The sequence below is a fragment of the Geodermatophilus sp. SYSU D00079 genome, assembly GCF_054050635.1.
On record NZ_JBJGZS010000012.1, the window covers coordinates 92,036 to 116,934 of the forward strand.

The following is a 24,899-nucleotide window of genomic DNA, read 5'->3' on the forward strand; positions in this document are numbered from 1 at the left end:
TTGCACCCGACGTCCCACCTCGGGACCCGCAGGAGTTCCGGCGCCGGCCCCCTCACACCGCAGGACTTGCGCCGTTCCCCGCCTCGGGTGTCGACCCCCTGCACCGCGGGTAGAGCCCTCCGTGACCGACGAGAGGAGTCCGGCATGAGTGGCATGGACAAGATGAAGAACAAGGCCGAGGAGCTGTCCGGCAGGGGCAAGGAGGCCGTCGGCGACGCCACCAACGACCCCGACCTGAAGGCGGAGGGCAAGGCCGACCAGGCCTCCGGCAACCTCAAGCAGGCCGGCGAGAAGGTCAAGGACGTCTTCAAGTAACCCCTCGGCACACGCCGCGGACGCCGCCCCGGGTCCCCGGGCCGGCGTCCGCGGCGCGTCCGGGGGTGGTCAGAGCCGGGCCAGCAGCGCCCGGACGGCGGGCAGCAGGGGCCGGTCGGCGGGGATCCACTCCAGCGCCTCCAGCTCGTCGCCGGTCAGCCACCGCAGCTCGGCGTGCTCGTGGGCGGTCAGTTCCCCGCCGTCGGCGACCCGCGCCCACCACACCCGCAGCGTCGAGGCGCCGGGCAGCCCGCCGGCGACGACGCCGTCGAGCACCACCTCACCCAGGAACGCCTGCGGGACGACGACCGCGCCGAGCTCCTCGCGGATCTCGCGCACCAGCGCCGCCAGGTCGGCCTCCCCCGGTTCGACCTTGCCCCCGGGGAACTCCCAGAACCCGTCGTAGGGGCCACCCGAGCGCTGGGCCACGAGCACGCGGTCGCCGTCGACGAGGGCGGCGCCCACCACCTGGACGACGTCGAGGGCCCGCCGGGCGGCCGCGGCGGCGTAGGCGTCGAGGTGGGCCTGCATCGCCCGCCGCACCCGCCGGCGCAGGACGCGGTCGAGCAGGCGGCCGAGCGGACCGGGCAGCGACGTGGCCCAGTCGACCTGCTCGTCGACCAGGGTGCCGGCCCCCGTGGCCGAGAACCGCCGGGAGTGGGTGAGCCAGCGCCAGCCCCGACCGGGGCCGGCGGCGTACACGTCGCGCACCGGGCGGACCGAGACGACCTCCTCCAGCGGCACCGGCCAGGGACGGCCCAGGGACCGGGCGACGTCGAAGGCCACGGTCAGCGGCGCCTCCACCACAGTGGTGAAACGCAGCCGGGACACCGGCCCACCTTCCCAGACCACGGCAGGATGGCTGCTGCAGGACTCGGCAGAAGGGATTCCAGTGCGCATCACCGCCCGGGTCGACTACGCCGTCCGAGCCGCCGTCGAACTGGCCGCGGCGGCGCCGGGCGCGCTCACGTGCGACCGCATCGCCACGGCCCAGAACATCCCGTCCCGGTTCCTCCAGTCGATCCTCGGGGACCTCCAGCACGCCCGGCTGGTCACCAGCCAGCGCGGCCGGGAGGGCGGCTACCGGCTGGCGCTGCCCCCGGAGGAGGTGTCGATCGCCCGGGTCATGCGGGTCGAGCAGGGCTTCCTCGCGGAGGTCCACGGTCAGCGGCCGGAGGACGTCGAGTACCCCGGTGCCGCCGAGTGCCTGGCCTCGGTGTGGGTGGCCGCCCGCGAGGCCTACCGCCGGGTGCTGGAGGAGGTCACCCTCGCCGACGTCGTGGCGGGGAAGCTGCCCGGGCCGGTGGCCGAGCTCACCGCCCTGGAGGAGGCGTGGCGCTCCTTCAGCGAGCCCCCGGGCGAGTAGCCCGCCGGGCGGGTCGGCGGCCCCGGCCGGGCCTGCGGGAGACTGGCGGCATGTCAGCTGCGCACCGCCGGGGCGTCACCGTGTTCCTGACCGGGCTGTCCGGCGCGGGGAAGTCCACGATCGCCGACGCCCTCGTCGCCTCCCTCGAGGCCGGGGGACGCCCGGTGACCGTCCTGGACGGCGACGTCGTGCGCACCCACCTGTCCAGCGAGCTCTCCTTCTCCCGGGAGGACCGCGACCTCAACATCCGGCGCATCGGGTTCGTCGCCGGCGAGGTGGTCAAGCACGGCGGCACCGTCGTCGTCGCCGCGATCGCGCCCTACGAGAAGGCGCGCGAGGAGGCCCGGGCGCTGGTCGAGCAGCACGGCCGGTTCCTGCTGGTGCACCTGTCGACGCCGCTGGAGGTCTGCGAGGGCCGGGACGTGAAGGGCCTCTACGCGCGGGCGCGGGCCGGGGAGATCCCCGGCTTCACCGGCATCGACGACCCCTACGAGCCGCCCGCGCGCGCCGAGCTGGTCATCGACACGTCGGTCACCCCGCTGGAGGAGTCGGTGACGCGCATCCGCGCCGCCATGGACGGGGAGCCCGCGACCGTATCCTGAGTCACACTCCGCCGTCGGTCCCGGATGTGGGACCATGGGGGCGTGACCGACCGCGGCCTGCTCCTCGTCGCGCGCCGTCACATCGATCTGGCGCTGGTGAGCAGCGCGGTCTGTCGCCCCGCGCGCTGACACCCCGGTTCCCTGCGCAGCGTCTGCTGCGCCCTCCGATCTGCCAGCGCCCTCCCCGTCCCGGTCCCGGCGCCGGGCGGACGGCGCAGAAGGAAGTGCCCTCGTGACTGCCTCCCCCGGAACGAGCCCTGCCCGCACCAGCAACCGGCCCCAGCGCGCCCAGGGCCAGTGGGCGCTGGGCTACCGGGAGCCGCTGAACCCGAACGAGCGGATGAAGCGGGACGCCGACGGCCTCACGGTCCGGCAGCGCATCCTCGACATCTACGCGGCCACCGGCTTCGACGGCATCGACGCCGGTGACCTGCGCGGCCGGATGCGCTGGATGGGCCTCTACACCCAGCGGGCCCAGGGCATCCCCGGCGGCAAGACCGCCGTGCTGGAGCCCGAGGAGCTCGAGGACTCCTACTTCATGATGCGCGTGCGCACCGACGGCGGGGCGCTGAGCAGCGAGCAGCTGCGGGCCATCGGCGGCATCAGCACGGAGTTCGGCCGCGACGTCGCCGACGTCACCGACCGGCAGAACATCCAGTACCACTGGATCCGCATCGAGGACGTGCCGGAGATCTGGCGGCGGCTCGAGGCGGTCGGCCTGACGACGACCGAGGCCTGCGGTGACACCCCGCGCGGCATGCTGAACTGCCCGCTGGCCGGCGTCCTCGAGGACGAGGTCCTCGACGCCAGCGACGTGATGGCGCAGACGGTGGCCAAGTACGTCGGCAGCCCGGAGTTCAGCAACCTGCCGCGCAAGTGGAAGACCTCGATGTCGGGGTGCGTCGACCACTGCACCGAGCCGGAGATCGACGACATCTCCTTCGTCGGTGTGCGCAACGAGGCCGGCGAGGCCGGCTACGACCTGTGGGTCGGTGGCGGGCTGTCCACCAACCCGATGTTCGCCCAGCGGGTCGGCGTCTTCGTCCGCCCCGACCAGGTGACCGACGTGTGGGCAGCCTGCACCTCGATCTTCCGCGACTACGGCTACCGCCGGCAGCGCAACCGCGCCCGGATCAAGTTCCTGATGGCCGACTGGGGCCCGGCGAAGTTCCGGCAGGTGCTGGAGGAGGAGTACCTCCACCACCCGCTGCCCGACGGCCCGGCCGCCGCGCCGCCCAAGCACGAGCAGCGTGACCACGTCGGTGTCGCCCGGCAGAAGGACGGCCGCAACGCCGTCGGGTTCGCCCTGCGCACCGGCCGGATCAGCGGCAGCCTGCTGACCCGGATCGCCGACCTGGCCGACGAGTACGGGCAGGGCCGGACCCGGACGACGACGCAGCAGAAGATGGTCGTCCTCGACGTGCCCGACGAGCGGGTCGAGGACCTCGTCTCCGCGCTGGCCGAGCACGACCTGCTGGTGCGGCCGAGCGCCTTCCGCCGCGGCACCATGGCCTGCACCGGCCTGGAGTTCTGCAAGCTCGCGATCGTGGAGACCAAGCAGCACGCGCAGGACCTCTACGCGGAGCTGGAGAAGCGGCTGCCCGGCTTCGACGAGCCGATCGGCATCAACGTCAACGGCTGCCCGAACAGCTGCGCCCGCTTCCAGACCGCCGACATCGGCTTCAAGGGCTCGATGGTGCGCGACGACTCGGGCGAGATGGTCGAGGGCTTCCAGGTGCACCTGGGTGGCCACCTCGGCACCGAGGCCGCCTTCGGGCGCAAGTTCCGCGGCCACAAGGTGACCAAGGCCGAGACCGCCGACTACTGCGAGCGGGTGCTGCGCGGCTACCTCGAGCGGCGCGAGCCGGGCGAGCGGTTCGCCGCCTACGTCGCGCGGGCCGAGGAGTCCTGGCTGCTGTGAGCGAGGAACCCGCCGAGGGCGGAAGGTCGCGGCAGCTCCCGGTGTTCTTCTGCCCGTACTGCGGGGACGAGGAGCTGACCCCGCACGGGGACGACGGCGCGTGGCACTGTGCCGCCTGCCTGCGGACCTTCACCGTCCGGCTGACCGGGACAGGAGTGCAGAACCCATGACGACCGCGATCGCCGCCACCCCCGAGCTCGCCGCGGAGGCCGACGCCCGCTTCGAGGGCATCGCCGACCCCGTCGAGCAGGCCCTCGCCGTGCTGCGCTGGGCCGGGGAGACCTTCGGCGACGACTTCGCGATCACGTCGTCCATGGCCGACGGGCTGCTCGCGCACCTGGCCAGCCGGGCGATCCCGGGCGTGCACGTGGTGTTCCTCGACACCGGGTACCACTTCGCCGAGACCATCGGCACGCGCGACTGGATCAGCGGCGTCCTCCCGATCACCCTGGTGAACGTGCGCCCGGCCCAGACGGTCGCCGAGCAGGACGCCGAGTACGGGCCCGAGCTGCACCAGCGCGATCCCGACCTGTGCTGCTCGCTGCGCAAGGTGCAGCCGCTGGCGCAGGCCCTGGCCGGCTACACGGCGTGGGGCTCGGGCGTGCGGCGCGACGAGGCGGCCACCCGTGCGGGCACGAGGGTCGTCGACTGGGACGCCAAGCGCGGCATGGTGAAGGTCAACCCGCTCGCCGCGTGGACCCAGGACGACGTGGACGCGTACACCGCCGAGCACCAGGTGCCGGTGAACCCGCTGCACGAGATCGGGTACGCCTCGATCGGCTGCGCGCCGTGCACCCGCCCGGTGGCCCCGGGCGAGGACCCGCGCGCCGGCCGCTGGGCCGGCCGCGGCAAGACGGAGTGCGGGCTGCACCTGTAGCCGCCTCCGGCGCCACACTGACCACCGTGCCCCGACCGCCCCGCCTGTCCCCCGACGAGCTGACCGCGGCCCTCTCCGGGCTGCCGCTGTGGTCGGGGGACGGCGACGGGCTGCGGCGCAGCGTCGGGCTCCCCGGCTTCCCGGACGCCGTCGCCGCGATCGTGCGCATCGGCTTCGTCGCCGAGGAGCTGGACCACCACCCGGACGTCGACCTGCGCTGGCGCACCCTGCACCTGACGCTGGTCACGCACTCCGTGGGCGGGGTCACCGAGCTCGACGTCGAGCTCGCCCGTCGGATCGACGCTCTCCTACCCGGCTGACCCCTCAGGGCAACGGGCAGAACAGGTCCACCGAGTACCCGTCGGGGTCGGCCACCGTCGCGTACCGCTGCCCCCACGGCGCGTCCCACGGCGGCGTGACCACCCGGTGGCCGGCGCCGGCGACCCGGCCGGCCACCTCGTCCACCTCGGCCGGGGAGCCGTACAGCAGCGCGAAGCCGGAGACGTTCCCCGGCCGTGGCGGCTCGCCGTGCAGCTCCTCGACCAGCGATGCGGCGTCGACCATCAGCCGGACGCCGGCCTCGGCCTCCACGTGCAGCGACCCCGGTCCCAGCGGCGGGAACACGAAGCCCAGCAGCTCGTAGAAGGCGACGGCCCTGGACAGGTCGGTGGCGCTCACGGCCACGGCGGCGATCTCCATGGCGCAGCTCTACACCCGGCCACCGACGGACGACGGCGCCGGGACCACCGGTCGGGAGGTGGTCCCGGCGCCGCGCCCCGCCGCGGGCCGGCTGGCTCAGCCGCCGACCCGGCCGCCGTCCTGCCGGTAGACGACGGCCACGCTGGGCCGGGGGAACGGCCGCGCGCTCGAGCGGTCCGGCCAGGTGCTCGCCGGTGTCTCGAGGGTCGACCCGGTGACCTCGCCGGGGTGCTGGACCGAGACGAACACCGACCGCGCGTCCCGGCTGATCAGCGGGCCACTGCACTCGGCGCCGAGGGGCACGGTGAGGAACGCCTTGAGGTGCCCGCGCTCCGGCCCGTCGGTGGGGACGGCGAAGAGCCCGTCGTTGGTCCCACCGACGGTGCCGTCGGCCTGGTTCACCTTCGACAGCACGTTGCCGTCGGTGGAGATCCACAGGTTGCCGGCGGGGTCGAACTCCAGGTTGTCCGGGCAGGAGATCGCGCTGACCTGGGACGTGTCGTAGCCGGCGAAGTAGGTCCCCGGCTTCCCCGGGTCACCGGCCACGAGGAAGACCCGCCACTGGAAGGTGTCCCCCGCGATCCCGCCGGTCTCCTGCCACTCGATGACGTGGCCGTTGCGGTTGCCCGGCTGCTCCTCGTAGGTCCCCTTCTCGGCGTCGAAGGCGAACGACCGCGCAACGGGGTTGGCCTCGTCGGCCGTCGTGCGGTTGGAGTTGTTGGTCAGGGCCGCGTAGATCCGCCCGTTGACGGGGTTGACCTGGATGTCCTCGGGCCGGTCCATCTTCGTCGGCACCTTGCCGGGGTCGACCACCGTCTCCGGGGTGAGGAGGTCCCCGTTGGCGTCCAGGGCCTTGCCGAGCCGGTCGGCGGCGAGCCGGGTGAAGGTCAGCACCCAGGCGACGTCCTTGCCGGGCACCATCGACTCCCCGTCCCGGACGAGCGGGATCCACTGGCCGGTGCCGTCGAACTCGCCGTCGGACGGGAGGCTCCCGCCACCGTCGACCGCCCCGGAGTCGCCGGTGAAGCGGGCGACGTAGAGGTCGCCGTCCTCCAGGAGCGTCAGGTTGTGGGCACGGGCGGCCCGGCTGTCCCCGGCGCGGTAGCGCTTCCTCGAGACGAACTTGTAGATGTAGTCGAACCGCTCGTCGTCGCCGGAGTAGGCGACCACGCGGCCGTCCTCGGCGATCTGCACGTTGGCACCCTCGTGCTTGAACCGGCCCAGCGCGGTGCGCTTCTTCGGGGTGGAGGCCGGGTCGTAGGGGTCCACCTCGACGACCCAGCCGAAGCGGTTGGGCTCGTTGGGCTCGCGGCTGACGTCGAAGCGGGGGTCGACGAGGTCCCAGCGGCGGCCGGCGGGCTTGTCGGCGGTGATGCCGTAACGGCGCAGGCGCGGCTCGGCGGCGTCCTCCGTCACCGCGGTGACCGCACCGAAGTACTGGTTGAAGTTCTCCTCGCCGTGCAGGGTCGTACCCCACGGCGTCATGCCCCCGGCACAGTTGTTGAGCGTGCCGAGGACCCGCCGCCCGGTCGGGTCGGCCGAGGTCTTCAGGTACTCCGAGCCGGCGGCCGGCCCGGTGAGCTCCATGGGGGTCACCGCGGTGATCCGCCGGTTGCGGTCGCCGTTGCGCACGGGCCGGAACTCACCGCCCTGCCCGTGGCGCCGGACCTCCACCACGGAGATCCCGTGCGCCATCATCGCGATGCGCTTCTGCACCTCGTCGGTCGGCGCCGACTCGCTGGCGACCCCGGCGAACATGAGCTGCTCGTTGGTGTACTCGTGGTTGACCACGAGCAGGAACCGGTTGCCGTCATCGCCGTCGAGCGGCAGGAAGCCGATGTAGTCGCAGTTGTAGCCGAACTGCCGGGCCTGCGCCTCGGGCGTCTGGGCGTCGATGTCGAAGTCGGGCGCGCCCTTCTCGACCGGGTCACCCCAGCGCATCACCACGGCGTAGCCGTAGCCGGCCGGGACGACGAGCTCGTCCTCCAGGTTCTGCTGCACCGGCTCGAAGGTGAGGGCACCGCCGCCCGGCGCCCTCCGCCGGCCCGGCGCGGCTGCCGCCGTCTCGGGGAACAGCGGGGCCGCCGCCACGACGAGGGCGCCCGTCCCGGCCACCTTGAGCAGGTTCCGGCGACTGATGGCGGTCTGCACGACGGACTCGAACGTCGGGTTGTCGGTCTGGTTGGGGACGGCCGCGTCACAGGCGTTGCCGCACTTGTAGTGGCAGGTGGCGTGGCTCCGGCTGCCGTGGCGGACGGAGCCGAGCAGCGGCAGGCGCAGACGGCGGCGGGAGTCGGACATGTCCGGCATGGGGTCCTCGGGCTCTTGTGGGCGTCGACCTCCGGACGGTATGGAGCCGGATCGTCGTCCGGGTGACGCCCGGGCGAGCACCGCGTGAAGGCGGACGACACCCGCCGTTCACGTCCGCGGGGTACGGGGCTCAGCCCTGGACGGGCAGCACCAGCAGCCGCAGCAGCCGGTCGGCCTCGGCGTCCGGGTCCGTGGTGAGCCCGGTGTGCACCGGCCCCGCCTGCACCACCGTGCTGCGCGGCGCGGTCAGCCAGCGGAACCGCGCCCCCAGGGCCTCCCGCCCGGCCGCGCCCGCCCCAGGGTCGGCGGCGCACACGTCGGCGGCCACCTGCAGCGCGCGGCGGATCGCCTCGGCGTCGGCGGTCGGGTCCAGCGCGTGCAGCCGGTCGACGTCGAGGTGCACCCGCGAGCCGAGGTAGTCCCGCTGCCGGCAGTACACGAGGACGCCGGCGTTGAGGGTCTCCCCGCGTTCCACGCGCGGCACCACCCGCAGGACGGCGTACTCGAACGTGTCCCGGCTCATCGCTGGGCGATCCCCTCGGGCGGTGGCGGGCCCAGCCACGACGGGCGGTTCTCCCCCACCCTCGCCCGGCGGCGGGAACCCCCGGCGGCCGCGGCGGTCAGCAGCGGGGGCAGCCAGGCGTCGCGGGCGGCGAGCCGGGAGAGCAGCTGGTCGGCGTAGCGGGCCCGCACCTCGTCGGGGGTGTCGTCGGGCGAGGGCCCCTCGAGCCAGTCGTCGGGCACCTGGGCCAGCACGCCCGCGAGCAGCCCAGCGGTGACCCGCGGTCCGAGGGCGGCGTCGGCGGCCCGTACGTCGGGGGCGCAGTCGACCAGCGCGTGCTGGCCGGCGTCGTAGGGCCGGGCGACCGAGGCTGCCGCGCCGGGCCAGTTGTGGTGGAACGTCAGCGCCGCGCCGTGGTCGATCAGCTGGAGCCGGCCGTGCCAGAACAGCATGTTGGGGTTGCGCCACGAGCGGTCCACGTTGCCGACGAGCGCGTCGAACCAGAGCACCCGGCCGGCCAGCTCCGGCTCCACCGACGCGACACCGGCCTCGAAGTCGAGGGCACCGGGCAGGTAGTCCAGCCCGAGGTTGCGCCCGGCCGAGCGCTGCAGCAGCTCCTGCACCTCGGGGTCCGGCTCGCCCACCGCCAGCTCCGGGGCGACGTCGACGGTGACCAGGGCGGGCACCGGCAGGGACAGCGCCCGCGCCAGCTCGCCGCACACGACCTCGGCGACGAGGACCTTCACGCCCTGACCGGCGGCCCGCCACTTGACCACGTAGGTGCCGAGGTCGTCGGCCTCCATGAGCCCCGGCAGCGAGCCACCCTCGCGCAGCGGGGTGACGTAGCGGGTGGCGGTGACGGCGGGCAGCACAGTGGCCGCGACCCTACCGGCGGGCCCGCCGGGGAGACTGCAGGCGTGGCACTCCTCCGCGCGACCGACCCCGCAGACCTGGCCGCCGCGCCGTTCACCTACGCCGAGGTGGGCGCCACGCGGGACGCCGCGCTGCCCGCCGGCTACGACCACGTGGAGCGCTCGGTGGGAGTGGGCCGCGGCGACGCGGTGTTCGAGCGGGCCGTCGCGGCGGTGTTCGACTGGCGGGCGCAGCGCGGCGTGGGCCTGCGGGTGCGGGCCACCGGGCCGGCGTCCGAGCCCGGCACCGTCGTGGTCCTCACCGCGGGCCTGCCCCGCCTCGGCTACGACATCCCCTGCCGGGTGGTGTGGGCGCAGACCACCGGCGACGAGCGCGGCTTCGCCTACGGCACCCTGCCCGGCCACCCGGAGAGCGGGGAGGAGGCGTTCCTGGTCCGGCGGCTGCCCGGTGGCGACGTCGTGTTCGCGCTGCGGGTGTTCGCCCGGCTGGCCTCGCCACTGGCCCGTCTCGGCGGGCCGGTCAGCACCGGCGTCCAGCGGCTGGCCACCGCCCGGTACCTGTCGGCGATCCGGGCGGCCGCGCGCGGTCAGACGTCGCGGCGCCTCGACGACTAGACGTCGCGGCGCTCCAGCAGCACCGCGCCGATCGCCCAGGCGCCCAGCGCCCACGCACCGCACACGACCAGCCCCACCGGCCAGGTCGTGGGGACGGCGAGGAACGCGTCCTCCCCCACCCGCAGCGCCGGCAGGCCCTGGGAGACGCGGGAGGCCAGCTCCCCTCCGGAGAGGGCGAGGACCGGCGGCAGCACGAGGACCAGGGTCGCCCCGAGGCCGACCCCGCCCGCCGTGGAGCGCAGCACCGCGCCCAGGCCGACCGCGAGCACCGTGACGAGCACCGCGGAGGCCACCTGCAGCCCCAGCGCGCGCAGCACGTCGGGGTCCCCCAGCGGCACCCCACCCGGGACGGCGGTCAGCGTGCGCGCGGCCAGCCAGCAGACGAGGGCGAGCACCGCGGTGAGCAGCGCCGCCCACCCCGCGACGACGACGGTCTTCGCGACCAGCAGGCGCGTCCGGCGCGGGACCACGGTGAGCGACACCAGGGCCGCCCCGGTGGCGAACTCGGCCGCCACCGCCAGGACACCGAGGACCACCAGCACCAGCTGACCGAAGCCGAAGCCGGTCATCGCCACGCCCACCGCGAGGTCCGCGCGCACCGACGTCGGGGTGCTGGCCGCGGCCAGCCAGCCGAACGCGGCCACGACGAGGAGGTACACGAGCGTGCACCACCACGTGGAGCGGACCGACCGCAGCTTGGTCCACTCGCTGCGCAGCACCGCCCGCACCGGCACGGTCGCCCTCACGCCACACCGGCCCGGTACTCGACGTCCTCACCGGTCAGCTCGAGGTAGACCGCCTCCAGGGAGGCCACGACCCGGGTGAGCTCGTGCACCCGCACCCGCGCGGCGAACGCGACGTCCCCCACCTGGGCGGCGTCGAGGCCCTCCACCCGCAGCGCGCCGTCGAGCTCCAGGGTCACCTGGGCGCCGGCGTCGCGCAGCGCCGCCGACAGCAGCGGGGCCTGGGGGCTGCGCACCCGGACGGCGGCGTGCGCACCGAGCAGGTCGGCCATCGACACGTCGGCCAGCAGCCGGCCGCGGCCGAGGACGACGAGGTGGTCGGCGGTGTCCTCCATCTCGCTCATCAGGTGGCTGGACACCAGCACGGTGCGGCCGTCGTCGGCCAGGCCGCGCAGCAGCTCGCGCACCCAGCGGATGCCCTCCGGGTCCAGGCCGTTGACCGGCTCGTCGAGCAGCAGCACCTCGGGGTCGCCGAGCAGTGCCGCGGCGATGCCCAGCCGCTGGCCCATGCCGAGGGAGAAGCCCCGCACCCGCTCGTGCGCGACGCTGCCGAGCCCGACCAGCTCGACCACCTCGTCGACCCGCCGCATCGGCAGCGCGTTGCTCTGCGCGAGCACCGCGAGGTGCTGGTAGGCGGTGCGGCCGGGGTGGCGGGCGCGGGGGTCGACCAGCGCGCCGACCCGCCGCATCGGGTGGTCCAGACGCCGGTAGGGGACGCCGAGCACGGTCGCCGTCCCGGCGGTCGGCCGGGTCAGCCCGAGGACGCAGCGCATCGTCGTCGTCTTGCCCGACCCGTTGGGCCCGAGGAACCCGGTGACCCGGCCGGGGTGGATGCGGACGGTGAGATCGTCGACGGCGACCCGGTCGCGATACTGCTTGGTCAGGCCGTCGAGCTCGATCACGTGGGCCAGCATGGCGAGCGCGGGCCCGTCCGCGGGGGAGGCTCGGCGGGACGGCGTCCTCAGGCCCCGGCGGCGGCCCGTTCCCGCTCGATGAGCTCCTTGCTGCGCACCAGCCGCAGGAAGGTGACCACGACCAGACCGCCGGCCACGTTGAGCAGCGTCGTGTACCAGAACCAGGCCAGCCAGTCGCCGTAGCCGTAGGGCGCTCCGGCGTGGATGGCGCCGAAGAGGATCAGCGAGTCCAGGATCGAGTGGAACAGCACGAGCCCGGCGAGGAGGAACGCCCCGGCGACGGAGGCGGCGAGCTTGCCGGCCTCGGAGTCGGCGCCGTGCTGCATCCGGGTCATCAGCGTGATGAAGGCGCCGGCCAGCAGCGACAGGCAGACCGCCGTGAGGTCGAGCGGGGCGTCGACGAAGGTCCGCCCCGACTCGATCGCGGTGGCACCGAGCGGCGGCAGCGCGTGCACGACCAGCCACATGACCGCCCAGCCGCCGACCAGGTTGGCGACCAGCGTGCCGGCCCACAGCTTGCCCAGCTGCGCCACGCTCGCCCGGCCGGCGACGACGGCGGTGACCGGCACCAGGAAGCCCTCGGTGAACAGCTCGCTCTTGGCCAGCATGAGCGCGATGAACCCGATGCTGAACGCCAGGCCGGCCAGCAGGTGGCTGCCGGTCTCGGCGTAGACGGCCAGCAGCGCCACCACACCGGTGGCGACCTCCAGCCCACCGGCCAGGCCGGTGGTCAGGACCTCCCGCCACGAGCGGTGCAGCCGCTGCGCCCCCTCGTCGACGATCCGGTCGAAGGCCTGGACGACCTGGTCCTCCGCCGGGGCGTCGGTCTCGCCCAGCTCCTCGCGTACCGACTGCGCCACGCCGTGTCTCCTCCCGTGCACCCTCGCCCGGGGGGCTGCGGGCGGCGTCCCGGCCGTACCCCGGCGCCGCGCGCCCGCACACGTGCATCGGGGAGGATCGCCCCGTGACGAGCCGGCGGGTGACCACCCTGCACGTGTGGGGGGTGCCCGGCCGCGCCGTCCCGGCGGCCCTGGTGCGCATGGCCGCGGACCGGCGTCCGCTGCGCCGCACGCCCGGCCTGCGGTTCGCCAAGCTGCTGGGCACCGGGAGCGGGCGGACCTTCACCCTGCGGGACGCCGACCCGCGCCGGTGGGCGCTGCTGGCCGTGTGGGACGACGCGCGGGCCGCCGACGCCTTCGAGGCCGGGCCGGTCGTCGCGCGGTGGCGGCGGATCGCCGACGAGCAGTGGACCGCGCGGCTGCGGCCGCTGTCGGCCCGCGGCCGGTGGTCGGGCGAGGAGCCGTTCGGGCGGCCGTGGCCGCAGCGGTGGGACGGCCCGGTCGCCGCGGTCACCCGCGCCCGGCTCAGGCCGCGCAAGGCGCTGACCTTCTGGCGCGCGGTCCCCCCGGTCTCGGCGGACCTGCACACCAGCCCCGGGCTGCGGTTCGCGCTGGGGGTCGGGGAGGCGCCGCTGGGCCTGCAGGGCACGGTGAGCGTCTGGGACTCCCCCGCCGCGCTGAACGCCTTCGCCCACCACCGGGCGCCGCACGTCGCCGTCGTCCGGCGGACGGCGCAGGAGGGCTGGTACGCCGAGGAGCTGTTCGCCCGCTTCGGCCTGCTGTCGGCCGAGGGGACGATCGGCGGCCGCGACCCGATGGCCTGAGGCGGCTACAGCCGGCAGGTCAGGTGGATCTCGTCGCGGTCGTCCCCCGGCGCCACCCGGATCGCGCCGGGCATGCGCCCGAACTGCTCGTAGCCGAGGCCCTCGTAGAACGCCTCGATCCCGGTGCCGCCGCGCACGGTGAGGTGCAGGAACTCCAGCCCGCGTGACCGGGCGATGTCGTGGACGCCGGTCATGAGGACCCGCCCCAGCCCCCCGCCCTGCCGGCTCGGGTGCACCTGCACCCGCAGCACGGTGGCCCAGTGCCGCCGCAGCGGGCTCAACGACAGCGACAGGACGGCGAACCCGGCGACCTCCCCGTCGACGCGCAGGAGGGCGACCACCTCGCGCCCCTGGTGCACCCGGCCGATGACCGCGTCGAGCACCGGGGCGACCTCCTCGGCCGTCACCGGCGGCACGAAGCCCACCGCTCCCCCGGCGTTGCTCACGTCGGTCCAGCACTGGAGCAGCTGCGCGCGGAGCTCCTCGTCGACGGTGGCGATCGGGGAGACCTCGGAGTGCATGGCGACGATTCTCGCGCTGCGGCGCCGGTCACCCGGCAGCGGGCACCGGGGCCGGGCTGCAGCGCCGCCGTCCCGCGGGTCGGGGTCGCCTCAGCCGCTGGGGCCGAAGCGCTCCACCCGGATGTCGGGCGCCGGCACCCCCATGCCCACCAGCAGCTGGCTGGCCGCCTCCGCGAAGGACGCCGACCCGCACACGTAGGCGGTCTGCCCCGGCTCCCACAGCGGGACGAGGTCGGCGGGGGTGAGCCGGCCGGCGGGCCGGATGCCGTGCGGCTCCCGGCTGGTGACGACCAGCGCGCCGGCCTCGACCAGCTCCTCGGCGTAGGGCAGCGTGGCCAGGGTGCGCGTGGCCGCGGCCACCCGGAGCCGGTCGGTCCGGCCGAGCGCCCGGGCGGTCCGCAGCATCGCGACGAACGGGACCACCCCGGTGCCGCCGCCGACCAGCAGGGCGGGCATGTCGCCGTCCCACACGAACCAGCCGCCGATCGGGCCGCGCACCTCCAGCTCGTCGCCGGGCTGCAGGACGTCGGCGAGGAAGGTGGAGACCTCGCCGTCCGGCAGCCGCTCGACGAACAGCTCGACCTGCGGGTCACCGGGCGCGGAGGCGATGGAGTACGACCGCTGCGCGGTGTAGCCGTCCGGGGCGGTCAGCCGGACGACGTAGTGCTGGCCGGCCACGTGGTCGATCCGGTCGGCCACGTCCAGGCGCAGCAGGACGGTGTCCGGCAGGGGGTGCTGCACGTCGGTCACGGTCGCCGTCCGCCAGCCACCGCTGGGTGCCGGCGGGCGGTGCGGCAGCTCAGTCACCCTGGTACCGCTGCTCGCGCCAGGGGTCGCCGCGGTCGTGGTAGCCGTTCTGCTCCCAGAAACCGGGCTGGTCGCGCTGCAGGACGGTGAGCCGGCTGATCCACTTCGCGCTCTTCCAGAAGTACAGGTGGGGCACCAGCAGCCGCACCGGCCCGCCGTGCTCGACGGGCAGCGGCCCGCCGTCGTACTCCCAGACGACCCACGCCTTGCCGCCGGTGAGGTCCTCCAGCGGCAGGTTGGTCGTGTAGCCGGTCTTGGACGTCGCCATGACGAAGTGCCCGTCGGACGTCGGGCGGGCCGCCTCGAGCAGGGTGTCGACGCTGACTCCGGCGAACCACGTGTCGAACTTCGACCACGTCGTGACGCAGTGGATGGCGCCGCGGTACTCCGACCGCGGCAGCCGGTGCGCCTCGTCCCAGGTCCAGGTCGTCGGCGTCTCGACCCGCCCGTCGACGGTGATGCTCCACGTCTCGGGGGTGATCCGCGGGGTGGGCTCGGCGGTCAGCACGGGCCAGTCGCGGCCGGCGTCGTACTGGCCGGGCGGGAGGCGGGGGTCGCGTGGGCGGCGGCCGAGGAAGCCGCGGGTGGGTCCAGGCACGGGGTGATCCTCCCCCCACGGGGTGTGCGGCACACCGTCCCCGGGGCCGTCGGCGCAGGCACCTTAGCGTGATCCGCCGGTTAGGCAAGCCTTACGAGAGCTGTGTCACCACGCGTTAACTTGGCCGTCAAGACGGCAAAGACCTAGCGTTGGCAGACGTGGTGACGGTGACAGACTCGGCCCAGCGCAGGACCCCCAAGGCCGCGAAGACCAGTTCGGTCTTCAAGAAGGCGGTGATGGCGGTCAGCGGCATCATCCTGGTGCTGTACCTGATCGCCCACATGATCGGGAACCTCAAGGCCTTCGCCGGCCGGGAGTCGTTCAACCACTACTCGGAGTGGATCCGGACCATCGGTGAGCCGGCGGTCCCGGCGCAGACCACGCTCTGGATCATCCGGATCGTCCTGCTCGCCGCCGTCGTGGCCCACATCTGGGCCGCCGTCACGCTGTGGCGCCAGGCCAAGCGGGCCCGGCCGCAGGGCTACGTCACCAAGAAGGCCGTGGCGCAGAGCTACGCCTCGCGCACCATGCGCTGGGGCGGCGTCATCATCTTCTTCTTCGTCATCTACCACATCCTGGACCTGACGACCGGCACGGTGAACCCGGACGGCGGGGACACCACGCCCTACGACCGCCTGGTCGCCGGCTTCTCGAACCCCTTCGTCACCGCCTTCTACGTGATCGCCCTGCTGCTGCTGGGCATGCACCTGCGACACGGCATCTGGAGCGCCACCCAGACCCTCGGCCAGAGCAACCGGCGCCGCGAGCGGACGGTCAACGCCTTCGCGATCGCCTTCGCCTCCCTGCTGACGCTCGGCTTCCTGCTCGTGCCGTTCTCCGTCCTCTTCAACATCATCGACTGAGGAGCTCCACCGCGATGCCTCTCGACCTCTTCACCGTCGGCGACCCGATCGCCGACACCAAGGCACCCATGGACGTGCCGATCGGTGAGCGCTGGAGCACCCGCCGCTTCCGCGGCCGGCTGGTCAACCCGGCCAACCGCCGGAAGATGACGATCATCGTCGTCGGCACCGGCCTGGCCGGTGGCTCGGCGGCCGCCACGCTGGGCGAGGCCGGCTACAAGGTCAAGTCCTTCTGGTACCAGGACAGCCCCCGCCGCGCGCACAGCGTCGCCGCGCAGGGCGGGATCAACGCCGCCAAGAACTACCGCAACGACGGCGACTCGGTGCACCGGCTGTTCTACGACACCGTCAAGGGCGGCGACTTCCGCGCGCGCGAGAACAACGTGCACCGGCTGGCCGAGGTCAGCGTCAACATCATCGACCAGGCGGTGGCCCAGGGCGTGCCGTTCGCCCGCGAGTACGGCGGCCTGCTGGACAACCGCTCCTTCGGTGGCACCCAGGTGTCGCGGACCTTCTACGCCCGCGGCCAGACGGGCCAGCAGCTGCTCTACGGCGCCTACCAGGCGCTGGAGCGGCAGATCGCGGCCGGCAACGTCGAGCAGCACGCCCGCACCGAGATGCTCGACCTGATCGTCGTCGACGGCCGGGCCCGCGGCATCGTCGCCCGCGACCTGGTCAGCGGCGAGATCAGCACCCACTACGCCGACGCGGTCGTCCTGGCCAGCGGCGGCTACGGCAACGTCTTCTACCTGTCGACCAACGCCAAGGGATCCAACGCCACGGCGATCTGGCGGGCGCACAAGCGGGGCGCGTACTTCGCCAACCCCTGCTACACGCAGATCCACCCGACCTGCATCCCGGTCAAGGGCGACTACCAGTCCAAGCTCACGCTGATGAGCGAGTCGCTGCGCAACGACGGCCGCGTGTGGGTGCCCAAGGAGCGCGGCGACACCCGCGACCCGCGGGAGATCCCCGAGGACGAGCGCGACTACTACCTCGAGCGGATCTACCCCTCGTTCGGCAACCTGGTGCCCCGCGACATCGCCTCGCGCCAGGCCAAGAACGTGTGCGACGAGGGTCGCGGCGTCGGCCCCGGTGGGCTGGGCGTGTACCTGGACTTCGCCGAGGCCATCCAGCGCCTGGGCCGGCCGGCGGTCGAGGCCAAGTACGGCAACCTCTTCGACATGTACGCCCAGATCACGGGCGAGAACCCGTACGAGACGCCGATGCGCATCTACCCGGCGGTCCACTACACGATGGGCGGGCTGTGGGTCGACTACGACCTGCAGTCGACCATCCCGGGCATGTTCGTGATCGGTGAGGCCAACTTCTCCGACCACGGCGCCAACCGGCTCGGCGCCAGCGCCCTCATGCAGGGCCTGGCCGACGGGTACTTCGTGCTGCCGTCCACCATCACCGAGTACCTGGCCGACGGCCCGTTCGAGAAGATCGACGACAGCCACCCGGCTGCCGCCGAGGCCATCAACGGGGTGCGCGACCAGGTGCAGCGGATGCTCAGCATCAACGGCACGCGTTCCCCCGCCTCGTTCCACCGGGAGCTGGGCAAGCTCATGTGGGACCTCTGCGGCATGGAGCGCTCCGAGGAGAGCCTGCGCAAGGCCCTGGACCGGATCCCCGAGATCCGCCAGGAGTTCTGGACCAACCTCAAGGTGACCGGCACGGAGGGTTCCTTCAACCAGACCCTCGAGCACGCCGGTCGCGTGGCCGACTTCATCGAGTTGGCCGAGCTGATGTGCATCGACGCCCTGCACCGCAACGAGAGCTGCGGTGGCCACTTCCGGGCCGAGAGCCAGACCCCCGAGGGTGAGGCCCTCCGCGACGACGAGAACTACGCCTACGTCGCCGCGTGGGAGTGGACGCCAGAAGGCGCCCCGCCGGTCCTGCACCGGGAAGCCCTCGAGTACGAGTACGTCCACCTCGCCCAGCGGAGCTACAAGTGACAGTCACCCACGAGGGCGCGCACTCGACGGTCGGCGCGACCGACGCGACCGGCCAGAAGCGCGGCATGACCCTCAACCTGCGGATCTGGCGCCAGAACGGTCCGCGGGACAAGGGCCGGATGGTGACGTACAAGGTCGCCGACATCTCGCCGGACATGTCCTTCCTCGAGATGCTCGACGTGCTCAACGAGCAGCTGATCCAGGCCGGCGACGACCCGGTGGCCTTCGACCACGACTGCCGCGAGGGCATCTGCGGCATGTGCGGCGTCATGATCAACGGCATGGCGCACGGTCCGCAGCAGACCACCACGTGCCAGCTGCACATGCGGTCGTTCAAGGACGGCGACACGATCGACGTCGAGCCGTGGCGGGCCACCCCGTTCCCGGTGATCAAGGACCTCGCCGTCGACCGGCGCGCGTTCGACCGGATCATCCAGGCCGGCGGGTACATCAGCGTCCCGACCGGCACCGCCCCGGAGGCGCACTCCGTGCCGGTGCCGAAGAAGGACGCCGACTCCGCGTTCGACGCCGCCACCTGCATCGGGTGCGGCGCGTGCGTGGCGGCCTGCCCGAACGCCTCCTCGATGCTGTTCACCGCGGCCAAGGTCACCCACCTGGGCCTGCTGCCGCAGGGGCAGCCGGAGCGCAACGACCGCGTGGTGAACATGGTCGCCCAGCAGGACCGCGAGGGCTTCGGCGGCTGCACGAACATCGGTGAGTGCTCGGCGTCCTGCCCGAAGGGCATCTCGATGGAGACCATCTCCCGGCTCAACCACGACCTGCTCGGCGCCCTGCGCGCCGGTGCCCGGCCGAAGAGCTGAGGTCCACCGCACCCAGCGGCGCCTGACGGGCGGGGACCCCTCCGGGGGTCCCCGCCCGTCGTCGTGCGCCCCGCTCCACCCACCCTGGGTTCGATGTGCGAACCTAGCGCGGTGACCACCGAGCAGACCGACCTCCCGACCACCCCCGCCTCCTGGGGCGAGCCCCGCTCCCGCACGGTGACCTGGCACGACCCGTTCGTCGTGGCGTCCGGGGCGATGGAGCGCAGCGGCCTGGAGACCCTCGAGGCCCTGCGGGACGGCGTCCTGCCCCCGCCGCCCATCGCGCGACTGTTCGCCATGGACGTCGTCGCCGTGAGCGAGGGCCGGGTGGAGTTCCGCTGCGAGGTCGACGAGTCCGCCTACAACCCGATCGGCGTCGTCCACGGCGGCCTGGTCTGCACCCTGCTGGACACCGTCGCCGGCTGCGCGGTGCACTCCACGCTCCCCCGCGGCACCGGCTACACCTCCATCGAGCTGAAGGTGAGCTACCTGCGTCCGGTGCACGCCAACAGCGGGCCGCTCACCGCGGTGGGCACCGTCGTCAAGCCCGGCCGGCGGGTGGCCTTCGCCGAGGGCGAGGTCCGCGACGCGAGCGGGGCGACGGTGGCCACGGCGTCCAGCTCGCTGCTGGTCTTCCCCCTCCCCGGCTGACCGGGCCTCAGCCGGCGACGCGGACCCGGGCGTCATCGGGAGGGGGCACGGCACGCGGCCGGGTCAGACCGCGGCGGTGGCCGGGTCGGCGGTGGGGGCCGCCACCCCGTCCTCCGAGGGCGTGGCCGCCGCGCCGTCGGGGCGGGGCTCGGGGCGGGGCACGGACGGCGGCATGATCCGCTCGATGAGGTCGGCCGGCACCAGGCCCGCGGAACCGAACCGGCGGCCCACCTCCACGAACTGCGGCGCGACACCGGCCAGCTCGGTCAGCAGGGCCCGCGCGGCGTCCTCACGGCCGGCCAGCCCGGCGACGACGGCGCGCCACAGCACGTGGTCGGGCTCGGTGCGCGGGTCGGGCAGCCGCAGGTCCTCGAGGACGAGGTCGGCGGTGACCGGGTCCCCACCGATCGCCTGCTGGAAGGCCCGCACGACGTCGTGGTAGCGGGCCAGCCGGGCCACCAGGTCGCCGAGCTCGGTGACGGGGTCGGGTGAGTCGTCGACGCGCAGGTCGACGACGGTGTCGTGCCAGGGGCGGCCGGTGGTGACCGACCGCACCACCATGACCGCGGCCGACCGTCGGCCCCGCAGGTCCCCGCCGGCCTCCTCGGCCGCGCGCAGGGCGCCGAGCAGCCGGCGCGCCATCGGGCCGTCCGAGGTCTCGAAGCTGGCCACCATCGCCTCCCACACCTGCGGGGAGGTGACCATGTTGGCCAGCGCCACGCAGTCCTCCCCCACGAGGTGGCCGGCGGCCTCGACGCAGGTGGCCCCGGTGTAGACGGCCAGGTCGCCGGAGACGTCGAGGACGGCGACCTGCCGGCGTTCGGGGTGCGGGTCGACGCTGCGCAGGGCGGTGAGCGCCTCGTTCGCGGTGAACCCGCCCCGCAGGAGGTCCAGCCCGATCTGCCCGTACATGGGCTCGGCCATCGACTGGGTGGCGATCACCCCCTGGCCGGGCAGGGCGAACGGCACGCTGTTGCCGACCGCGAACGCCTGCGACTGGGTGGCGACGCCCATCTCACCGGTCTGCGTGTCCCGGGCGACGATCGAGTAGGTCACCGGGGACGCCTACCCCTCGCCCCGCCGCGGACACGCGCCGGTTGACCACCCCGCTGGGGTGAGTCCGTGGCTGCACCCTTCAGGACGGTGCCGTTCCGGTCGATGGGTCAGCGCATCCGCCCGCCCACCGGAGGACCACGATGACCCGCACCGCTGCCCCGCCGCTGTGGCGACGCGCGCGGCGGCTCGTGGCCCGGCCCACCGACCTGGTGCAGCGCACCCGCTGGCTGTTCTGGGCGATCGCGGTGTGCTCCCTGCTGGTGACCGTGCCGGCCGCCCTGGCCGGCGCCGGCCCGTCGCGCGTGGTGCTCTGCGCCGTCAGCGCGCCGGTCCTGCTGCTGTCGTGGTCGCTCCGCTACCGGACCCAGGCGGCCACGCCCGTGCGTGACGTCGTCGAGGTGCTGGCCCTGGTCGCCTTCACCCTCGCCTGCCCGGCGCCGGTCGTGGGTTTCGGCGCCGTCTTCCCTGCCGTGTGGTCCCGGGTGATGTACGGCCGCACGCGGCACGTCGTCGGCTACGCGCTCGCGCTGAGCGGGGCGCTGCTGGGGGCGACCGTCCTCGCCCACGTGCTCCCGGGCCACTTCTTCGCCGCCGACCCGCGCTTCGTCGTGACCGCCTTGTCGGTCCTGCTGCTCAGCGGCGTCGGGGCGCGGCACCTGGCCCTGGTCCTCTTCGCCCGCGAGCAGACCCGGGGGCGGGACCAGGCGCTGTTCGCCCTGGGCACCAACCTGCTCGGCGTCGTCGACCTCATGGCGATCCGGCGCCAGGGCTGGGCAGCCACCGAGGAGATCTGCCGGATGACGCCCGGGCTGGTCGCCCTGGTCGTCGCCGACGACGACGGCACCGGGCCGTTGCGGGTCGCCGCCCAGACCGGCCCGCTGGACCGGCCGCTCCTCACGCTGCCGCGGGACCTCCTCCCCGACGGGGACGTGCCCAACGAGACCTACGAGTTCGGCCCGCCGGTGGCGCTGGCGGCGACCGCGGGGTTCTCCCGCCAGTGGGTCTGCATGCCCCTGCCGTCCTCGCCGGGCCGGTACATGCTGCTGGGGTCGCCCGACGGCGTCCCCCCGGAGGTGGTCACCGCGATCCGGTCCCTGAACAACCAGGTGGTCCTGGCCACGCGCACCAGCCAGGCGCACCGCGACCTGGAGGTGCAGGCCCGCACCGACGCGCTGACCGGGCTGGCCAACCGGTCGGCCTTCACCGCCGCCCTGCACGCCGCCGGCGAGGACCGCTCTCGCGACACCTGGGTGCTGTTCCTCGACCTGGACGACTTCAAGGTGGTCAACGACGGGCTCGGGCACGCCGCCGGTGACCGGCTGCTGCAGCACGTGGCCACCCGCGTGTCCGGTGCCCTGCGCAGCCAGGACCTCTGCGCCCGCCTGGGCGGCGACGAGTTCGGCGTCCTGCTGCGCGGGGCCGGGCAGGACGAGGCCGAGCGGATCGGCCGGCGCCTGGTCGAGCTGCTGTCGGCCCCCCTGCGCCTGGACGGGCGGCTCACCCAGGTCGGTGCGAGCGTCGGCCTGGCCGTGCTGCGCCCGGGGGTGTCCGAGGCCGAGGCCGTGCAGCACGCCGACATCGCGATGTACGCGGCGAAGGCCGCGGGCAAGAACCGCGTGCAGACCTTCTCCCCCGACCTGCTCGACGCCGACGGCACGGCCGCCCTGGAGGCCGAGCTGCGCACGGCGGCCACCCGGGGCGAGTTCGTCGTGCACTACCAGCCGATCGTGGCCACCCGCGACGGCCGGTGCACCGCCGTGGAGGCGCTGGTGCGCTGGGCGCACCCGACCCGGGGGCTGCTCGGGCCGGACTCCTTCCTCGACGTCGCCGAGCGCAGCGGCCTCATCAACCGGATCGGCGAGCAGGTGCTGCGCCGGGCGTGCGCGGACGCCGCCTCCTGGGAGGACGGCGGGCAGCGGGTGGCGCTGCACGTCAACGCCTCCCCGTCCCAGCTGGCCCACCCGCACTTCGTCACCGTCGTCCGGGAGTGCCTCGCCGCGCACGCGCTGGCGCCCAAGCAGCTGCTGGTCGAGATCACCGAGTCCACGGTGCTGGACTCCCCGTCGGTGCAGCGCACCCTCGACGTCCTCGCGGGGCTGGGGGTCGGGCTGGCCGTCGACGACTTCGGCACCGGCTACTCGGCGCTGACCACCCTGCGGACCCTGCCGGTGGACGTCGTGAAGATCGACAAGTCCTTCGTCGCGGGCGCGGCCACCGAGGTCGCCGACCAGGCGGTGCTGGAGGCGATCGCCCAGATGGCCCAGCGGCTCGGGCTGGAGTCGGTGGCCGAGGGCGTGGAGGACGTCGAGCAGCAGCGGTTCGTCGAGCGGGCGGGGATCACCGCGGTGCAGGGATACCTGCACCAGCGCCCCGTGCCCGCCGCGGAGCTCGCCGCGTGGCTGGCCGGGGAGCGGAGGGCTCAGCCGGCGGTCTCCTCCCGCGCGTAGCTGCGGTCGCCCCACCAGGCCCACTCCTGCGCGTTGGGCAGGACGCCCATCAGGTCGTCGGTCGCCCAGCCGTGCAGGCGGAACAGGAACCACTTGATGTCCAGGGCGTACCCGGCGAGGTTCGCGGGGCGGTTCTGGGTGTCGTAGGAGACCCACCACAGCCGGTTGACCCCGCCGGTGGCCGCGAGGTCCCGGACCGCCTCCCCGGTGGCCCAGTGGTCGGGGTGGTCGCCGGGGCTGGCAGCGCGGTCGTGGTCGGGCGCGTTGACCCACGGGCGCACCGTCGTCCCCCGCTGGGCGGCGACGATCGCGCGGAGGGTGGCCACCAGGTCGGCCCACCCGGTGTAGGTCGTGGAGCCGTCGACGGCCGACAGCGAGCTGATCGTGCCGTTGCGCAGCTTGGTCAGGGAACGGGAGCCGGTGGCGGGGAACCCGTTGCCGTCCAGGCCGCCGTCGGGCAGCCGAAGGGCGTAGACGACCCAGGTGGGGGCGGTGTGGCGCTGCACCCGGTGCCCGTTGACCGAGACCCGCGCCGAGGTCACCGGGCCCGGGGTGAGCGTGCCGGCCATGGCCTCCAGGCAGGCGGTCTCCCGCGTCTCCCACCAGCCGTCGGTGCGCCCGGCGTCCCCCGCGGTCACCAGCACCTGGACGGTCCGCACGTCCGGGGTGTGCAGGTCGGTGAACAGCCCCTCCCCGCGGAACAGGAGGGCGTCGTCGGCGTGCGCGCTGACGTAGAACACGGTGTCGGGCAACGGGCCTCCTGGCCGGACGCCGGCCACCGCGGTCCGGCAGCCACTCCCGGTGAGCCTGCCCGGACGGTCGGCGACACGCCCGGGGTCGCCGCTCCCCCTCCCTGGACGGCGCGGCGGAGGGTCGCCACCCTGGGACCGGCCGGCCCGAGGGAGGCACCGTGCGCACCCGTGACCCCGACGCCTGGGCGGGCCCGACGCCGCGGGTGTGCGTGGGCGGCCGGTCGCTGACCCTGCCGCTGCGCTACCCCGACAACGCCTGCTTCGCCTCCGTGCACGCCGCCTCGTACGCGGCCGTCGCCGCGGCCCTGCCGGGGGACACCCTGCGACCGGTGCGGTGGGTCGACGGGCGGGCCCTGCTGTCGATCGCCGCCTTCCGGTACCGCGCGGTCACCACCGCCGACGTGCCCGCGGGCCGCCTCGCGCCCTACGGCGAGGTGGCGGTCGCCGTGGTGGTGACCCGCGGTCCGGCGCTGCCCGTGCTGCCGCTGGCGCGCCGCCGGCTGTCGCTGTTCGTGCTGCACCTGCCGGTCACCACGGCCGAGGCCCGGGACGCCGGGGCCGCGCTGTGGGGCTTCCCGAAGTTCGTGGCCGACATGGACTTCGCCGAGGAGCGGACGGCGCGCCGGGTGGTGGTGGCCGAGGGCGGGACGACGCTGCTGGAGCTCGCCGTCCGCGGTCGTGGGCCGGTGCTGCCCGACCGGCGGCCGGCGGTCATGTACACCACGCTGGGCGGGCAGCTGCTGGAGACGGTGGTGCCGATGGCCGGGCGGCTGCGGGTGGCGTTCGGCCGGGGTGCCGGCGCGCTGCGGCTGGGCGGGCACACGGTGGCCGACGCCCTGCGCGCGCTCGACGTCGCGCCCTCGCCCCTGGCGGTCTTCGACCACCTGGAGCACCGCAGCGTGCTGCCGGCGGGGCGGGCCGTGGGGCCGGCACCGGACCACCACGGGTACCGGGGTGCGGAGCGGGCGTCCGGCCGGTTCACCGTCCGCTACCCGCACACCCCGCCGCTGGACCTCGCCTGAG

28 protein-coding genes are annotated in these 24,899 nt (G+C 74.3%); 15 read left to right on the forward strand and 13 right to left on the reverse strand.

Annotated elements, in window-relative coordinates:
- Window positions 1-144: 144 nt before the first annotated feature.
- Window positions 145-315: a CsbD family protein gene (locus ACI79E_RS12165; RefSeq protein ID WP_456932800.1), complete on the forward strand. Its 171-nt coding sequence runs from the start codon at window positions 145-147 to the stop codon at window positions 313-315.
- Between the two features lie 69 nt (window positions 316-384).
- On the opposite strand, the gene ACI79E_RS12170 is transcribed toward ACI79E_RS12165, so the two are convergent.
- Complete coding sequence (locus ACI79E_RS12170; protein ID WP_456932801.1) at window positions 385-1,146, reverse strand: (deoxy)nucleoside triphosphate pyrophosphohydrolase; 762 nt, start codon at window positions 1,144-1,146, stop codon at window positions 385-387.
- 61 nt (window positions 1,147-1,207) lie between these two features.
- On the opposite strand from ACI79E_RS12170, the gene ACI79E_RS12175 reads away from it, so the two are divergent.
- The 6 genes from ACI79E_RS12175 (at window position 1,208) to ACI79E_RS12200 (ending at window position 5,401) form a co-directional block, all read left to right on the forward strand.
- Window positions 1,208-1,681: an RrF2 family transcriptional regulator gene (locus ACI79E_RS12175; RefSeq protein WP_456932802.1), complete on the forward strand. Its 474-nt coding sequence runs from the start codon at window positions 1,208-1,210 to the stop codon at window positions 1,679-1,681.
- A 50-nt stretch (window positions 1,682-1,731) separates the two neighbouring features.
- Window positions 1,732-2,283 carry an adenylyl-sulfate kinase gene (cysC, locus tag ACI79E_RS12180; protein ID WP_456932803.1) on the forward strand — a complete coding sequence of 184 codons (552 nt, stop codon included), beginning with the start codon at window positions 1,732-1,734 and terminating at the stop codon, window positions 2,281-2,283.
- A gap of 232 nt (window positions 2,284-2,515) precedes the next feature.
- Entirely contained in the window at window positions 2,516-4,204 is a 1,689-nt protein-coding gene (locus tag ACI79E_RS12185; protein ID WP_456932804.1) for a nitrite/sulfite reductase, read from the forward strand.
- Window positions 4,201-4,374: a hypothetical protein gene (locus ACI79E_RS12190; RefSeq protein ID WP_456932805.1), complete on the forward strand. Its 174-nt coding sequence runs from the start codon at window positions 4,201-4,203 to the stop codon at window positions 4,372-4,374. Before ACI79E_RS12185 ends, ACI79E_RS12190 begins: the two co-directional genes overlap by 4 nt.
- The gene (locus ACI79E_RS12195; RefSeq protein WP_456932806.1) at window positions 4,371-5,081 is read left to right on the forward strand and encodes a phosphoadenylyl-sulfate reductase; all 711 of its coding nucleotides are present in this window, start codon (window positions 4,371-4,373) and stop codon (window positions 5,079-5,081) included. Before ACI79E_RS12190 ends, ACI79E_RS12195 begins: the two co-directional genes overlap by 4 nt.
- A gap of 26 nt (window positions 5,082-5,107) precedes the next feature.
- Window positions 5,108-5,401, forward strand: coding sequence for a 4a-hydroxytetrahydrobiopterin dehydratase (locus ACI79E_RS12200; protein ID WP_456932807.1), 294 nt, complete (start codon window positions 5,108-5,110; stop codon window positions 5,399-5,401).
- Window positions 5,402-5,405: 4 nt separating this feature from the next.
- Here the strand turns inward: ACI79E_RS12200 and ACI79E_RS12205 are convergent, their stop codons facing one another.
- The 4 genes from ACI79E_RS12205 to ACI79E_RS12220 all read right to left on the reverse strand — a co-directional run bounded on the left by ACI79E_RS12205 (window position 5,406) and on the right by ACI79E_RS12220 (window position 9,464).
- Window positions 5,406-5,780, reverse strand: coding sequence for a VOC family protein (locus ACI79E_RS12205; protein ID WP_456932808.1), 375 nt, complete (start codon window positions 5,778-5,780; stop codon window positions 5,406-5,408).
- Window positions 5,781-5,876: 96 nt separating this feature from the next.
- A complete protein-coding gene (locus tag ACI79E_RS12210; protein ID WP_456932809.1) occupies window positions 5,877-8,081 on the reverse strand; it encodes a PhoX family protein in 2,205 nt (734 codons plus the stop codon).
- 139 nt (window positions 8,082-8,220) lie between these two features.
- A complete protein-coding gene (locus ACI79E_RS12215) occupies window positions 8,221-8,613 on the reverse strand; it encodes a DUF3037 domain-containing protein (RefSeq protein WP_456932810.1) in 393 nt (130 codons plus the stop codon).
- Window positions 8,610-9,464 carry a HipA family kinase gene (locus ACI79E_RS12220; protein WP_456932811.1) on the reverse strand — a complete coding sequence of 285 codons (855 nt, stop codon included), beginning with the start codon at window positions 9,462-9,464 and terminating at the stop codon, window positions 8,610-8,612. The genes ACI79E_RS12215 and ACI79E_RS12220 overlap by 4 nt, the downstream gene beginning before the upstream one ends.
- 45 nt (window positions 9,465-9,509) lie before the next feature.
- Between ACI79E_RS12220 and ACI79E_RS12225 the strand changes: the two genes are divergently transcribed.
- Window positions 9,510-10,079 carry a DUF1990 family protein gene (locus ACI79E_RS12225; protein WP_456932812.1) on the forward strand — a complete coding sequence of 190 codons (570 nt, stop codon included), beginning with the start codon at window positions 9,510-9,512 and terminating at the stop codon, window positions 10,077-10,079.
- Here ACI79E_RS12225 and ACI79E_RS12230 read toward each other — a convergent pair.
- Genes ACI79E_RS12230 through ACI79E_RS12240 form a run of 3 tightly spaced genes read right to left on the reverse strand, consistent with a single transcriptional unit; the run spans window position 10,076 to window position 12,596 of the window.
- The gene (locus tag ACI79E_RS12230) at window positions 10,076-10,825 is read right to left on the reverse strand and encodes an ABC transporter permease (RefSeq protein ID WP_456932813.1); all 750 of its coding nucleotides are present in this window, start codon (window positions 10,823-10,825) and stop codon (window positions 10,076-10,078) included. The two genes, ACI79E_RS12225 and ACI79E_RS12230, sit on opposite strands and share 4 nt — an antisense overlap.
- The gene (locus ACI79E_RS12235) at window positions 10,822-11,724 is read right to left on the reverse strand and encodes an ABC transporter ATP-binding protein (RefSeq protein ID WP_456932814.1); all 903 of its coding nucleotides are present in this window, start codon (window positions 11,722-11,724) and stop codon (window positions 10,822-10,824) included. Before ACI79E_RS12235 ends, ACI79E_RS12230 begins: the two co-directional genes overlap by 4 nt.
- A 59-nt stretch (window positions 11,725-11,783) precedes the next feature.
- Window positions 11,784-12,596: a formate/nitrite transporter family protein gene (locus ACI79E_RS12240; protein ID WP_456932815.1), complete on the reverse strand. Its 813-nt coding sequence runs from the start codon at window positions 12,594-12,596 to the stop codon at window positions 11,784-11,786.
- Between the two features lie 104 nt (window positions 12,597-12,700).
- Here ACI79E_RS12240 and ACI79E_RS12245 point away from each other — a divergent pair, with 104 nt between their 5' ends.
- A complete protein-coding gene (locus tag ACI79E_RS12245) occupies window positions 12,701-13,399 on the forward strand; it encodes a monooxygenase (protein ID WP_456932816.1) in 699 nt (232 codons plus the stop codon).
- Between the two features lie 5 nt (window positions 13,400-13,404).
- Here ACI79E_RS12245 and ACI79E_RS12250 read toward each other — a convergent pair whose 3' ends face one another.
- The 3 genes from ACI79E_RS12250 to ACI79E_RS12260 all read right to left on the reverse strand — a co-directional run bounded on the left by ACI79E_RS12250 (window position 13,405) and on the right by ACI79E_RS12260 (window position 15,325).
- Window positions 13,405-13,920 (reverse strand): N-acetyltransferase family protein, encoded by a 516-nt coding sequence (locus ACI79E_RS12250; protein WP_456932817.1) that lies wholly within the window; start codon window positions 13,918-13,920, stop codon window positions 13,405-13,407.
- 90 nt (window positions 13,921-14,010) lie between these two features.
- The gene (locus tag ACI79E_RS12255; RefSeq protein ID WP_456932818.1) at window positions 14,011-14,727 is read right to left on the reverse strand and encodes an FAD-binding oxidoreductase; all 717 of its coding nucleotides are present in this window, start codon (window positions 14,725-14,727) and stop codon (window positions 14,011-14,013) included.
- On the reverse strand, window positions 14,720-15,325 hold the full coding sequence (locus ACI79E_RS12260; protein WP_456932819.1) for a molybdopterin-dependent oxidoreductase: 606 nt from the start codon (window positions 15,323-15,325) through the stop codon (window positions 14,720-14,722). Before ACI79E_RS12260 ends, ACI79E_RS12255 begins: the two co-directional genes overlap by 8 nt.
- Window positions 15,326-15,483: 158 nt before the next feature.
- Here ACI79E_RS12260 and ACI79E_RS12265 point away from each other — a divergent pair, with 158 nt between their 5' ends.
- From ACI79E_RS12265 to ACI79E_RS12280, 4 genes are all read left to right on the forward strand, one after another.
- Window positions 15,484-16,188: a succinate dehydrogenase cytochrome b subunit gene (locus tag ACI79E_RS12265; protein ID WP_456932820.1), complete on the forward strand. Its 705-nt coding sequence runs from the start codon at window positions 15,484-15,486 to the stop codon at window positions 16,186-16,188.
- Between the two features lie 14 nt (window positions 16,189-16,202).
- The gene (locus ACI79E_RS12270) at window positions 16,203-18,149 is read left to right on the forward strand and encodes a fumarate reductase/succinate dehydrogenase flavoprotein subunit (RefSeq protein WP_456932821.1); all 1,947 of its coding nucleotides are present in this window, start codon (window positions 16,203-16,205) and stop codon (window positions 18,147-18,149) included.
- Window positions 18,146-18,970 (forward strand): succinate dehydrogenase/fumarate reductase iron-sulfur subunit, encoded by an 825-nt coding sequence (locus ACI79E_RS12275; RefSeq protein ID WP_456932822.1) that lies wholly within the window; start codon window positions 18,146-18,148, stop codon window positions 18,968-18,970. Before ACI79E_RS12270 ends, ACI79E_RS12275 begins: the two co-directional genes overlap by 4 nt.
- Before the next feature lie 93 nt (window positions 18,971-19,063).
- Complete coding sequence (locus tag ACI79E_RS12280) at window positions 19,064-19,621, forward strand: PaaI family thioesterase (RefSeq protein ID WP_456932823.1); 558 nt, start codon at window positions 19,064-19,066, stop codon at window positions 19,619-19,621.
- A gap of 63 nt (window positions 19,622-19,684) precedes the next feature.
- On the opposite strand, the gene ACI79E_RS12285 is transcribed toward ACI79E_RS12280, so the two are convergent.
- Complete coding sequence (locus ACI79E_RS12285; RefSeq protein WP_456932824.1) at window positions 19,685-20,677, reverse strand: DUF1028 domain-containing protein; 993 nt, start codon at window positions 20,675-20,677, stop codon at window positions 19,685-19,687.
- Between the two features lie 140 nt (window positions 20,678-20,817).
- Between ACI79E_RS12285 and ACI79E_RS12290 the strand changes: the two genes are divergently transcribed.
- On the forward strand, window positions 20,818-23,124 hold the full coding sequence (locus ACI79E_RS12290; RefSeq protein ID WP_456932825.1) for a putative bifunctional diguanylate cyclase/phosphodiesterase: 2,307 nt from the start codon (window positions 20,818-20,820) through the stop codon (window positions 23,122-23,124).
- Here ACI79E_RS12290 and ACI79E_RS12295 read toward each other — a convergent pair.
- Window positions 23,097-23,876 carry a PIG-L family deacetylase gene (locus ACI79E_RS12295; RefSeq protein WP_456932826.1) on the reverse strand — a complete coding sequence of 260 codons (780 nt, stop codon included), beginning with the start codon at window positions 23,874-23,876 and terminating at the stop codon, window positions 23,097-23,099. The genes ACI79E_RS12290 and ACI79E_RS12295 overlap by 28 nt on opposite strands.
- 158 nt (window positions 23,877-24,034) lie before the next feature.
- Here ACI79E_RS12295 and ACI79E_RS12300 point away from each other — a divergent pair, with 158 nt between their 5' ends.
- Window positions 24,035-24,898, forward strand: coding sequence for an acetoacetate decarboxylase family protein (locus ACI79E_RS12300; protein ID WP_456932827.1), 864 nt, complete (start codon window positions 24,035-24,037; stop codon window positions 24,896-24,898).
- The last annotated feature ends 1 nt before the right edge of the window (window position 24,899 follow it).